This is a genomic window from Sneathiella sp. HT1-7, assembly GCF_020731145.1.
GTDB lineage: Bacteria > Pseudomonadota > Alphaproteobacteria > Sneathiellales > Sneathiellaceae > Sneathiella.
In genome coordinates this window covers 1-11,817 of sequence record NZ_JAJFZN010000006.1, presented here as the reverse complement: position 1 = coordinate 11,817, position 11,817 = coordinate 1, and the positions used below count along the sequence as shown (strand labels likewise).

At 48.0% G+C, this 11,817-nt stretch carries 12 protein-coding genes and 1 tRNA gene; 9 read left to right on the top strand and 4 right to left on the bottom strand.

Annotated elements, in window-relative coordinates:
• Positions 1–65 precede the first annotated feature (65 nt).
• Entirely contained in the window at positions 66–800 is a 735-nt protein-coding gene (locus LKE13_RS17480) for a DUF1194 domain-containing protein (RefSeq protein WP_227952944.1), read from the top strand.
• Positions 801–831: 31 nt separating this feature from the next.
• Here the strand turns inward: LKE13_RS17480 and LKE13_RS17475 are convergent, their stop codons facing one another.
• A complete protein-coding gene (locus LKE13_RS17475) occupies positions 832–1,224 on the bottom strand; it encodes a carboxymuconolactone decarboxylase family protein (protein WP_227952942.1) in 393 nt (130 codons plus the stop codon).
• A gap of 412 nt (positions 1,225–1,636) precedes the next feature.
• Here LKE13_RS17475 and LKE13_RS17470 point away from each other — a divergent pair, with 412 nt between their 5' ends.
• A complete protein-coding gene (locus LKE13_RS17470) occupies positions 1,637–2,800 on the top strand; it encodes a tyrosine-type recombinase/integrase (RefSeq protein WP_227952940.1) in 1,164 nt (387 codons plus the stop codon).
• Between the two features lie 131 nt (positions 2,801–2,931).
• Here LKE13_RS17470 and LKE13_RS18820 read toward each other — a convergent pair whose 3' ends face one another.
• Positions 2,932–3,177, bottom strand: a complete 246-nt coding sequence (locus LKE13_RS18820) for a GDCCVxC domain-containing (seleno)protein (RefSeq protein WP_321576152.1) — start codon at positions 3,175–3,177, stop codon at positions 2,932–2,934.
• A complete protein-coding gene (gene merF, locus LKE13_RS17465) occupies positions 3,147–3,359 on the bottom strand; it encodes a mercury resistance system transport protein MerF (RefSeq protein ID WP_227952937.1) in 213 nt (70 codons plus the stop codon). Before merF ends, LKE13_RS18820 begins: the two co-directional genes overlap by 31 nt.
• A gap of 50 nt (positions 3,360–3,409) precedes the next feature.
• On the opposite strand from merF, the gene LKE13_RS17460 reads away from it, so the two are divergent.
• From LKE13_RS17460 to LKE13_RS17430, 7 genes are all read left to right on the top strand, one after another.
• A complete protein-coding gene (locus tag LKE13_RS17460) occupies positions 3,410–3,814 on the top strand; it encodes a MerR family transcriptional regulator (protein WP_227952933.1) in 405 nt (134 codons plus the stop codon).
• A gap of 151 nt (positions 3,815–3,965) precedes the next feature.
• Positions 3,966–4,844, top strand: a complete 879-nt coding sequence (locus LKE13_RS17455) for a hypothetical protein (RefSeq protein ID WP_227952932.1) — start codon at positions 3,966–3,968, stop codon at positions 4,842–4,844.
• A gap of 187 nt (positions 4,845–5,031) precedes the next feature.
• Positions 5,032–5,280, top strand: a complete 249-nt coding sequence (locus LKE13_RS17450; RefSeq protein WP_227952931.1) for a helix-turn-helix domain-containing protein — start codon at positions 5,032–5,034, stop codon at positions 5,278–5,280.
• Positions 5,281–5,495: 215 nt separating this feature from the next.
• Positions 5,496–6,734 carry a hypothetical protein gene (locus LKE13_RS17445; protein WP_227952929.1) on the top strand — a complete coding sequence of 413 codons (1,239 nt, stop codon included), beginning with the start codon at positions 5,496–5,498 and terminating at the stop codon, positions 6,732–6,734.
• A gap of 592 nt (positions 6,735–7,326) precedes the next feature.
• Entirely contained in the window at positions 7,327–9,462 is a 2,136-nt protein-coding gene (locus LKE13_RS17440) for an Eco57I restriction-modification methylase domain-containing protein (protein WP_227953174.1), read from the top strand.
• Positions 9,398–10,321, top strand: a complete 924-nt coding sequence (locus LKE13_RS17435; protein ID WP_265334962.1) for a DNA methyltransferase — start codon at positions 9,398–9,400, stop codon at positions 10,319–10,321. The genes LKE13_RS17440 and LKE13_RS17435 overlap by 65 nt, the downstream gene beginning before the upstream one ends.
• A gap of 24 nt (positions 10,322–10,345) precedes the next feature.
• Positions 10,346–11,458 carry a phospholipase D-like domain-containing protein gene (locus LKE13_RS17430; protein ID WP_227952927.1) on the top strand — a complete coding sequence of 371 codons (1,113 nt, stop codon included), beginning with the start codon at positions 10,346–10,348 and terminating at the stop codon, positions 11,456–11,458.
• A gap of 241 nt (positions 11,459–11,699) precedes the next feature.
• Here LKE13_RS17430 and LKE13_RS17425 read toward each other — a convergent pair.
• Positions 11,700–11,776 (bottom strand) — tRNA-Met (locus LKE13_RS17425).
• Positions 11,777–11,817: the final 41 nt, after the last annotated feature.

Genomic DNA, 11,817 nt, shown 5'->3' with positions numbered 1-11,817 from the left:
TACTTGACCCTTTGCCAAAATTACCAAATTATACTTTTCTTATATTATCGGCGTGGGAGCGAGAAATGTTCCACCATAAACTAGGTGCAAGCCTGTTCCTACTGATGACCTTCTGGAGCTTGTCAAGTGTGGCACAGGAAGAAACGAAAGTTGGACTTGAACTCGTACTGCTGGCTGACGCAACCGGCTCCATTGACGATGCTGAAATCTTGTTTCAGCGGGAAGGCTATGCCAAGGCCATTACCGATCCAAGTGTAATTTCCGCTATTCAAACAACAATTTATGAAAGAATTGCTGTCACTTACGTAGAATGGGGAGATTCTAACTCGCAGGATATAGTGGTGGGATGGCAAATTATCCACAGCTTGGAAAGCGCCCAACAATTTGCGAAGGAATTACTACGACAGCCCAGAAAGGCTCAAGGCTTTAACGCTATTGGGACGGCGCTACTGTTCGGAAAAAACCTTATAGAGAATAATAGTTTCTGGGGTTTTCGGCGCGTTATCGATATTTCCGCAGATAGCGCCAATAATTGGGATGGGCTACCAATTGAACTGGCACGGCAGGAAGTTATTGCTGCTGGTATCACAATCAATGGTCTTGCGATTCTTTGCCGCTATTGTTCCGGTCGACCCAACAACTATGACCTTGAACTCGCATTCAAAGAACAAATCATCGGTGGCAATGGGGCCTTTGTTATCACCGCGGATAATACTGATACATTCGCCAATGCCGTTCGAAAGAAGCTTATTCTTGAAATTGCCGATACCTCAAACGATGGCCGACCGAAAATTGAGTAACGTTGCCCTTCTTCCACAGTCGTTTTCCTGCTTACTCTTCCATCACCTTGATGTTTATTCCCTTTTCTCTGAACACTTCCTGCAGGATCGCGGCCGCATTCAGGGCTTTCGGCATGCCTGCATAAATGGCTGTAATATAGACGATCTCCACCAGTTCTTCAGGCTTCACACCGATATTGAGCGCACCAGCAAAATGAATCTTTAATTGGGGAGCGAGCATGCCTTGCGACGCTAAGGACGACACAGTGGCCAATTGACGTATTTTAGGATCAAGGACATCTCTCGAGAGGACCTCACCATAGGCAAAATCAACAACCCCCTCAGCTAGAACCGGAAATTCCTTTAGCCGTCTCAAAATCCCGGTCCCATCAGAGTCCGTCAATTCCCCAAGCACTTTCAGCCCGATCTCACGACGTGTTTTCATTATTATTCTCCTTGGGCAGTAACAGGGTGCTAGAGGAACGGGCGCTGGAATATTGACCAACGCACTATCATACTGGCACTTTTAGCCCCATTGAATACTATCTTGAAGTCAGTATGTAAATTCAAGCCGCCCTAAGCTTTTCATCCTGGCCCTTGCCACCGAACAAAAAAGGGTCCCTGAAGGGACCCTTTTTAATTTGGTTGCGGGGGTAGGATTTGAACCTACGACCTTCAGGTTATGAGTTAGTTTATGTGGGTTATCATAGATTACCATATAGCCGCATGGTTAGACATATAGCGTTGTTAAAATTATGATATTCTACGTAACTGTTACTCTTGCCTTCTCATAAATATCTTGATTATCGCTGTCACTTGCTTCCATTATGCTTCCAGATTGGGAGATGGAAGCGAATATGAGACTGAACAAGCGTACCATTGACGGCCTTTTGGTGAAAGAGAAAGACTATTTTGTCTGGGATGAAACCCTGCCCGGATATGGGCTGCGGGTATTGCCGTCCGGGCGAAAGACTTTCCTCATTCAGTATCGCGACGGCGGCGGACGCACCCGGCGGAAAGGGCTGGGCCGGTTTGGCACGGTAACCGCCGAGAAAGCCAAGGACAAGGCCCGTGAGCTGCTTGGGGGCGTTGCCCATGGGTCAAACCCTGCCGAGGAGGCCAAGCGCAAGCGCGGGGCGGCTCTGGTGTCAGAACTTTGCGAGCGGTTTATGTCGGATTATGTGCCGTCTCACTGCCGGGAAAGCACGGCGAAGGAATACCGGCGCTGCATGGACCTCTTTATCAAGCCCGCCTTTGGCGTGGTGCAGGTGGAGGACGTGCAGCGAAGCGATATCGCCGATCTGCATCACAAGCACCGGGACACGCCCTATCAGGCGAACCGGACCTTGGGCGTTCTCTCTGTCATGTTCAATCAAGCGGAAGTCTGGGGCTTGCGTCCCGATAACTCGAACCCCTGCCGCCATGTCAAGAAATATGAAGAAAAGAAGCGCGAACGGTATTTGAGCGGCGAAGAGCTTTCCCGGCTGGGCCAGACGCTGATTGATCTGGAAAAAGAAGGCATTGAATCACAATCGGCGATTAACTGCATTCGCCTGTTGATCCTGACCGGTTGCCGCCTTGGCGAGATACAAACCCTTAAATGGGAATTCATCAAGGCCAGTTCCGCCTTTCTGCCGGAATCAAAGACCGGCGCGAAACGGGTTTATCTTGGACCGGCGGCCTTAGAGGTTCTTTCCGGGATCGAGCGTATCGAGAATAACCCCTATGTGATCACCGGCAAGCTGCCCGGCTCCCATATCACCGATATGCAGAAGCCATGGCAGCGGATACGTAAAGCCGCCAAGCTGGAAGATGTGCGGCTCCATGATCTTCGCCATTCCTTTGCGTCAACAGCCGTCGGCACGGGCGAGAGCCTGCCGATGATTGGCAAGCTGCTCGGGCACAACCAAGTGCAGACCACCGCCCGCTATGCCCATCTCGCCGATGATCCCATGCAGAATGCCGCCGAACGGGTATCGAGTGAGCTGGCGAGGCTCCTGAAGGGCGGCGCAATCGCATAATTTTTACGTATTGTTTGGTATGGCGCGGAATCGAAAAGATACGTATCGTAACGTATAGGGAAAATGATTTTCCCAATAACTGCTTTGGCAGGGATTAAACCGGTGCCTAATGGCCGGACTGAACGTCAGCTTTAATCCGCGTCACCCCCATCGGCTCCGCAACAGTTACCGCCCTGTTGTATCGGTGGACAAGGAACCGTCCCATAGGAGCAATAGACACAGCAATCCCCTGCCTTGGGCTTCAGAAGAAGGCCGCAGCCCTTGCATTCATAAAACCACTGACAGGCATCCGTCGGCATGGTTTCCGTTTCGCTGTGCCCGCATTCCGGACAGGTAAGGGTCGAGGTCAATTCGATGTTTTGTACTTGAGTTTCCATAGGGCGTAACCCGTAATTCCTATAAATATCGCGAGCGCGGGCAGTAACACAATGTCAAGCACTCCCAAAATTGCCGAAAGGCCAACGGCACTGGCAAGAATGACGAGCAGCGGCGTAAAGCAACAGAGCGCCGCTATTATCGTCCCAACTATCCCGATTTTAAGCAGGTTCTTATCTTGCATCCCCGTATGCTACAATCTGTAGTCGCTACAGGTACAAGGGAATTCTGACAATGAGCATAAAAAACTTTGGCATCGGCGCTCTGTCCCGGGAAACCGGCTGCAATATCGAAACGATACGATATTACGAACGTATTGGACTGATCCCGGAGCCGCCGCGAAGCAATGGCGGGCATCGGAGCTATTCGCATGATCATTTGAGGCAGCTGGCCTTTATCATGCGGTCACGGGCACTCGGGTTTTCAATCAGCGAAATACGCCAGCTCTTATCCTTGATCGGCAATGATAAAACATGCGAACAAGTGCAGTCCGTCACCGTCAGGCATCTGAAAGAAATCAACAGGAAGATTGAAGAGTTGATCCGGCTGCGCTCCGTGCTTGAAAGCGCCGCCGATAAATGCGCGGGCGGAATCGCGACGGACTGCCCGGTTATCGATATTCTTTACGAGAATGCCTGATCATGCCCATGAAATAGATAGATGCCCCTCTACGTAACGATACGAACCGTTTCCAAGGAATTATCTCCCAATCTATGCGCTCCTTGACTCAAACTCGTATGGGAACGTTTCACATTATCCCGTAAGGGAATTGACACGCTGGGATGCGCCAGTGGTTTATTTTTCCGCCTCTTTCCCTTATGGGTTATTCCCTCTCAATTACGTTGTTTATCCAGAAGGGTTTAATCCCATGCCGCTCAAATTCGATCTCGATAACCATTATTTCCTCTTGCAGGCATTCGATCGGCTCGGGCGTCATTTGTATCGAAACGATTGGACGGGCATGGAAGCTTTCGCTTCGCCGTCCGATGATCCGGACTTTCTGAAAACCCGGCATAGCGAACTGGATGACCAGCTCGATACGATAGGGCTTGAAAAGACGGCGCTTTTTCAGAAGGGCGGCAGACTGGAAAGGGGACCGGAGAAACAGCAGATTGACCAGCGACTGTTCGAGCTCCAAAAACAGGAGCAGGAGCTTTTCAACCGCAAAAGCGCCCTGCCCTCCTACCGGGAAACCCTGATTGCCGATTATGAGCAATATCAGCGCGGGCAGCAGACCCGGGAAATTCTGTTCTCTGGCTTTGCCGATAAAAAGATAAAGGCGCTGTTCGGGCTGGACCAGATCATCGACTGGAAGCTCTGGCGCGGCTATGAGAGTTTTGAAACTTCCGTATCTCTTTCCCTTGCCACCGCACCGCCCGAATACAGCACGCGCGGGGATGCTCCTGTCTTTGTTTCGAAAACATCCTTTGAGCAATGGCTGATAACGCTTCAGCCTCTTGTTGAAAGTGAGCCGGAAATCCTGACAATAAAGGAACAGGCCATCCGACTTATTACGAAGCTAACGGAAACACATAAGAGAATAAAAAAGGATGATTGCTGGCAGGCAATGAATACCGAAATTCCTGATCTCACTCGCAATATGTTCGATGACGTCTGGAAAGATCATGCACCTTCCCATTGGAAGAAACAGGGGCGGCCGGGAAATTAAACCCCGGACTTTTACCTTTTCATAGTCTGGGGTTTAATTTTCTTGAATCTCAAGCCCTTGTTTTTAAAAGAAATTAAACCCAAGGCTCAAAGCCTAGGGTTTATTTAAAACAGTTGGGGAGTTTTATCAAAAGACGGCGTTAGCGATATTCAGGTCATTCGATAACATGTACGAAGGATTTGATACCATGAACGTTAATACTATCCCGAATGATCGTCCCGAAAGTCAGGCTTATTACGACAGCCTGATTAATGAAACCGAAGCCGCGAAGTTTCTGGGCTACACCGTCCGGGCTTTGCAGAACTGGCGGGTACGCGGGGGCGGCCCGGATTTTGTCAAAGTCTCCTCCCGTTCCATCCGCTACCGCCGCCGCGATCTCATTTCCTGGGCAGAGTCTTTGCTGGTCGCCAACACGTCACAGTTTGCCGGGAGCTAACCCGCTTTATCCGCAGACTTGGTAAGTTGAGGCTGTGAGGGGCTGCGGCGCAAGCAGCACCCCCTCGCCCCGCCCCAAAACCCCTAAAAGCTTCCCCGGCGCGGAGCGCGCCAAACCACTAAACAGATAATCACAAACCAACGGAACAGTTCCGTTAAAGGGGGGTCTTTGTAACACCCCCCTCTAGAATTACTTAAACGTAAAGGAGCGTAACCATGAAGATCAAACAACTCTATGCAGGTTTCGACACCATCGAAGTCGCCTTTCTGGGAGCCTTGCCAATTGAGGTTTTGGAAGTCTTTCGCGAAGCCAAGCAGGAAGCGGCGAAACAGCAGGAGCGGCAATTGGTGACAATCGGCCCCGGTAACGTCGCAGGACATATTGCGTCCCACGGCCTGACCGGCGGTTATGCGTTCCTGTTCGATACTGGACCTACGGGGGATATATGGAACTTCAAGGACACTGCTGATCCTAGCAAATGGAATATTGCCGTCAAACCCCATGCAAGCGCCCTCGCCTGCTATAGCTATCAGGAAACCAAGGAACGGTTTTTACACACACTAAAAGATATGGGATGCCGGTTTGGGATAGAGAGTATCCGGCGTGTGGATTTCGCCATGGATTTTCTCATGCCGGAAACCTTCGAACTCAATCATATGCAATTCGTCACGCATCATCGCTCCAAGGTCAAGCCTTATTTTGACCCGAAAGAAGAACCGGACCCCAATACCCCGTCGCTCGTCTTTCAGGGGCGACGTATCGGGGCTGTGACCGTTGGCAAGATGCCGGGGCGGCAGGCGATCGTTTATAACAAGCGAAAAGCCGCCATTGAGCAGCGAACCTACTACTGGTTCAAGGTTTGGGAAATAGACCCCAAGGATACGACGAAAAATATCTGGCGGGTTGAACTGAGAGCCGGAAAGAAGGAGCTCAAGGACAAATGGAACATCCGGACCTTTACCGATCTCGAAAACTCGATTGGAGATGTGTTCAATGATGCCGTTGAGAAAGTGCGTTATCTCGATGACTTCCAGACAGACGGCAATGTCACGCGGCAGCGTATGCATCCATTATGGTTATCCGCAATGGAATGTCTTTCAAAGAAGCTCACCGATTATCGCTCAGGGCTTGTTCCCGGACAAGTCCGGGAAGTATTCCGGGAACAGCAGGCCGAAACTTACATGCAACAGATTACCGGCAATGCCGCTGGGCTAGCGGTTGTGCTGGAACTAGAAGAGGAAGAAATTAGGGAAACATTGGGCAGGGATATTGGGCAAACCATATCGAATATAATCAACACCCCTGATACTCGCTTCTTTGAAAGCAGAGATAGGGCGCAAAATAGGCTAATTTTTAAAACTCAACACCAAACGGGTAACCGGGTCAAATCAGACATTCCTCCAAGGAAAGCTCATCCAAAACCTATTCCGGGAAGAGAAAGAGTGCGGCTCTAAATGATAATGAATCAGTCGTGTTTAAATTAGTGACTTCCCTTTTTTGATCTAAAGCATACATTCGCTGAAGCTATAAAATAATATTTCTAAAAAATGGCGACATGGGCTTTGGCGGCCGACTACTCTAAGTGATGTAGCGTTGGGCTGGCAACTTTCTCTTATGCATTCTTGCCACAAGAACGACAGTGGATTTGAACTTGCCTGAGAATCTACGTCTCTTCATCGTTTGCGTGTCCAAACTCCATATCGAGACACAACTTGTTACTCTGCCCGACTTACAGGATCATTTTAGCAGCCTAGTCAAAGTACGTTTCTCCCAGAATATAGCCCTTATTTGGTAGGCCATCTCATTTTTGATACAAAATGTTGTTGCGATTTGCATCGATCTGAAGCAAAGTCAGCCATGATTCATATCATGCAAATTATACCAAAAATGAGGAAGCGCTAAATACAAACGTCGTACAATTGTGATGTTAGAAAGACGAGAAATATCGGAACCCGAATCAATCTTAATGAACCAATGGGTGTCTTTGGCATGAGCAATTCGTGCTGCAGTATTGGCTTAACCTCTCAGGAGAAAAAGCTGTTGAGTATGGAAAAACAACCCCTTCAACAAATTGAGTTAGTTGCCAGAATGGAGTCGGCAGCCGCAGGCAAGCAATGCTTCCATGGCGAGCCTCGGCGTGGGTACGTCCTTTCGACAGCTGTCGAAGAAGTTGCTAAAAATGGGCGCCGTATAGTCACGTCGCTGAGCGAGGCTTTTGCAGCTCATCCCACTATGATAAATCGCGGCATTCCAGTTCAAATGAAGCATGAATACAAGAGAGTAGCGTGGTTATCTTTCTCCATTTGGCTTGTTGCTCTTGCAGGGAAGTGCATAAAGGCGAAAGATCGACTATCCCATTCTGAGGCATGGTCCTTGGGCAGGCCATTAAGCTCTGCAGAATACTCCTTTTGGTGTTTAATGGACAATACTCTGAGTCAAGAACTTGAAGCAATTTCTCGATGTTCCGGTATTAGGGAGCTTTTACCTTATATATTGGAATCGCACGGACCGGGGTCCCGATTAAGTGTTAAACGAAACCCAAGCACCCAGAAATCACGAACCAAAAAGAAAAATGAAGGAGTGTTTTACACGCCACTGGATGTAGCAAACTTTATGGCAAGATCGGCCATGGAGAGATTTGAAGGCTTTCAACACCCAAAGGTGCTCGATCCCGCAGTCGGAACTGGTGTCTTTTTACGAGCTGTGCTCGCAGTACAGAAAAAAAACAACCCAAGCATAAATGCTTTTAAACTTGCATCCGAAACACTTTTTGGCTGTGATATTGATCCTTTGGCGCTGGATGGGGCCGCGAGCGTTCTATTACTCGATACTATAGAGAGTGCCGTAGAGGTAATGCCATCACCAATGGCGGCTTGGACAATGCTCCGTCGCAACCTCAAAAATTGTGATGCGCTATTAATCGACAAAGAAGCTGAGTTTGGAGAGCAGGAAGGTCGGATCCTCTTAAATGATATTTTTCCTGCTGCAAAAGACGGTTTTGATTTAGTTATTGGGAATCCTCCTTATGCTGGCATAGGTATTCGGGATGACGTAACCGAGTTGGCTAATCGGTTTCGCTCAATCGCTGCGAAACCGAAACCGACTGCCGATTTATATCCAGTATTTATAGAACAAATGGTTAGACTGTGTGCTTCAGAAGGGGTTGGGGCGATGGTCGTACCTCTTTCGATTGCATATAATTCTGGTACTCAATTCGCTGCATGTAGAGCCTTTATTCAGGAAAAAAGCGGGACATGGAAATTCTCATTTTTTGATCGACAGCCTCATGCTCTCTTCGGTGAGGATGTAAAAACAAGAAACGCTATTCTGCTTTGGCAAAATCAAAGGCAATCGAAAAAGATATTTTCGGGCCCACTTCGCAAATGGAGAGGATATGATCGGCAAAAAATGCTCCAGAACATTTGCTATACGCGTATCCGGGGAGATATTCGAGCAGGCATCCCAAAAATTCACGGTACTATCCATGCTGAGCTCTTCGAGCAAGTATCGAACGAACCCGTTCGATTGGGTCACTTAGTACCACAATGGGACAGAACGACCTTGGATACAGTGCCGTTCGGTAGTATGACCAATGTATTTGTATCACCCACTGCATACAATTTCTTGGGGATTGGGAGGGTCTGTGTATTGACGACCAACGAGAATGAAGCTCTGTCAACCAATCCTCTAATACGTCTAACTTGTGGATCGAGCAAAGATGCGGATGCGGCTTTCGCTATCCTTTCCGGAAATTTTGCTTATTGGTGGTGGCACGTTTGGGGCGATGGTTTCCATGTAAATCGTGCCACGCTGGTCAATTTACCGATCGGGCGCCTAACAATGTCGGAAACAAATATTGACCAACTCGCGAGACTTGGCCGTGAAATATGGAATTTAGCAGTCAAGAACCCCGTTCGAAGCCTGAACCGGGGGCGGGTTTCTTATACTTTTTCGGCAGCTGCGGCACCCGATCTAAGACGCAGAGTTGACAACATTGTACTTGCCTCGCTAAACCAGCCGAGGTTGCTTTCAAACGAGCTCGAACGCTTCACCAAAACAATAACGTCCGCTGAACTATTTATGCCGAACCAAGAAATTCAAGAGGAAAGAATCCAGAATGACCAAAAAAATCTCGCCGGAGATAAAGGAGAAGAGCAAGCTTACGAAAGAGGAATGGCGTGAATATACAAAAACCGTTTGGGCAATAGCGAATAAGGCTCACAAGGGCCACCCTGCTGCTTTTCCGATTGAGATACCGCATCGACTTACTAAACTCTTCAGCTTCTATGGTGAAACAGTACTTGATCCGTTCGCTGGTGCAGGGACAACTGCAAAGGCAGCTATACCGCTTGGTCGAAGTACTATCTGCATCGAACAAAATCCTGAATATGTCAAAATCATAGAGAGGGAATGCAAACACCTGCGTAATGGGCATGCTGATAATTTTGTACCACTGACTACCATTGAAGGCGACAGCAGGAATATGAATTCAGTAGCCAATGACAGCGTTGGTCTCGTGATAACTAGCCCACCTTATTGGGACAAAGCCGACTACGGTGACGGCGAAAGCAACCTCGGTAATATACCAAACTATAGAGAATTTCTAAATGGAATCCGGCCGGTATTTGAAGAATGCTATCGTGTATTAGCACCCGGACGTAAAATGTGTGTCGTTACTGCAAACGTAAACCAACAAACTAATCATGGTCTTCTTACTTTCCCTTTGGCGACAGACTTTGCTGTACTTTTACGGAGCCTAGGATTTGTTATGATCAATGAAATCATTTGGTCGAAAGATGGAACCGGTGGGAAATGGGGATCTTTTGGGGCACAAAGACCAATTTTTGGCAGCTATCCATACCCGCCTAATTTCTTATTCAAGAACGTCCATGAATATATTCTAATATTTTCCAAGCCGAGCCATAAGAAGACGACTGGTGCTAAGGTGAAGCCATACAGCGAGTTGATGGATGGAATTGAGAACGTGGTGCCCTACTTGCCGATAGAAGAAGCAGACGACAAAAATCTGCCATTAGTCTAATTTTGTGCAAAAATCGAGGGGAAAATGTTTTACAATCAGCCACTTTCGATCCGTTTTGGCACAGAATTGCTGAAGCATATCGACGAAAGAAAAGGCATTGAACCATTCTGGGATTTTCTTGACATAGCTGTCGCTTGGGTGCGTGCTTCCGGCGTCAACTATCTGGAAGACAGCTTTACTCGCTTCCTTGCCCATGGAGGCCAACTGTCATTTATCGTTGGCATAGACCTCCTTAACACTACGAAAGAAGGTCTTCAGGCGCTCCTTGATCTCGAGAAGCATGGAACTTGTGCAACATATGTCTATCACAATGAGGGGGGAAGCATATTCCATCCCAAGATTTACTTATTTCGAAACGTCGAAGAGGCTAGATTGATTGTAGGCTCAAATAATTTAACGGAGTCAGGACTTTTCTCTAATGTTGAAGCTGGCTTACAACTTGATACCGAGCTAACCAATGACGTTATCGAGAGCGCGGCGGATGCGATTACATCATGGTGCGATACATCCAGCAAATTGGTTATTCGTCTCGATGAGACTACCTTAGATAAGCTTCACGATAATGGATACATTAAGGAAGAAGCAGAAGTTAGAATACCACATAGAAAATCAAAAAAACGGTCGGACGGATCAGAATCTGAGAAGCTTTTTGGGACACGGACCTATTCACCACCTGGGCGAAAGAAAAAAGCCGACGAATCCGGCAAACTACCGGCGTCCTCTGATTCAATGGCTGCTGATAGCGTAGAGGCCGATCCAACCGGAACAGCTATCTTGATGCGGCTGCGTAAGGCCAGAGGTACCCAAACACAAATTCCGTTTCGCGTGTCGGAGAAGTTCTTCAAAGGTATTGATAACGTTGTGAGCGTACAATCTGGAGCCATTCATGGCCTTAATCCGGCTCAAGCTCACGGAAATAAGAATACAATCAAACTAGAAATACCTGAGCTGAAGGACTTCGATGACCCCTATGCACGATTTGAGAAGACTCCCACTGGCGTGATTTACGAAGTCCACGATAACGGAAGTTCAAAAGGAAATCTGATTAAGAAGAGTCTCGAGGAGGGGATGCTTACAGGATCAACCCAAACCAGCATCAGTGATGTATCCCGCGCCACTTGGTGGCGCTACATTTAAGGTTTCAAAATCTATAAATTTGCCATTTCTTTCTAGCTCATTGCGGATATTCAGTGCAAGTACGTTCTGTTGAACAGATTTTATGATGTAATATGGGGCCTCTTTGAAGGCTTCACGCGCTACACCTGTACGCTACTTTTTCAGCTTTCCCCTGCTTCCAAATAGCTTCCGTTAATGATTTATTTGCTTTCTCCGTTAACGCAAAAACCCACCTAACTGATTGATATAGCGGCGTTTTATTTGGTTGCGGGGGTAGGATTTGAACCTACGACCTTCAGGTTATGAGCCTGACGAGCTACCGGGCTGCTCCACCCCGCGGTAATTTTGTTTTTCTGGAAGGGGTTTGATGTCCTTCCGGT

Bases quoted from the DNA above. Each gene is read 5' to 3' on its own strand.
- LKE13_RS17480 (WP_227952944.1), top strand. From the start codon at position 66: ATGTTCCACCATAAACTAGGTGCAAGCCTGTTCCTACTGATGACCTTC.
- LKE13_RS17475 (WP_227952942.1), bottom strand. From the start codon at position 1,224: ATGAAAACACGTCGTGAGATCGGGCTGAAAGTGCTTGGGGAATTGACG.
- LKE13_RS17470 (WP_227952940.1), top strand. From the start codon at position 1,637: ATGAGACTGAACAAGCGTACCATTGACGGCCTTTTGGTGAAAGAGAAA.
- LKE13_RS18820 (WP_321576152.1), bottom strand. From the start codon at position 3,177: ATGGAAACTCAAGTACAAAACATCGAATTGACCTCGACCCTTACCTGT.
- merF (WP_227952937.1), bottom strand. From the start codon at position 3,359: ATGCAAGATAAGAACCTGCTTAAAATCGGGATAGTTGGGACGATAATA.
- LKE13_RS17460 (WP_227952933.1), top strand. From the start codon at position 3,410: ATGAGCATAAAAAACTTTGGCATCGGCGCTCTGTCCCGGGAAACCGGC.
- LKE13_RS17450 (WP_227952931.1), top strand. From the start codon at position 5,032: ATGAACGTTAATACTATCCCGAATGATCGTCCCGAAAGTCAGGCTTAT.
- LKE13_RS17445 (WP_227952929.1), top strand. From the start codon at position 5,496: ATGAAGATCAAACAACTCTATGCAGGTTTCGACACCATCGAAGTCGCC.
- LKE13_RS17440 (WP_227953174.1), top strand. From the start codon at position 7,327: ATGGAAAAACAACCCCTTCAACAAATTGAGTTAGTTGCCAGAATGGAG.
- LKE13_RS17435 (WP_265334962.1), top strand. From the start codon at position 9,398: ATGACCAAAAAAATCTCGCCGGAGATAAAGGAGAAGAGCAAGCTTACG.
- LKE13_RS17430 (WP_227952927.1), top strand. From the start codon at position 10,346: ATGTTTTACAATCAGCCACTTTCGATCCGTTTTGGCACAGAATTGCTG.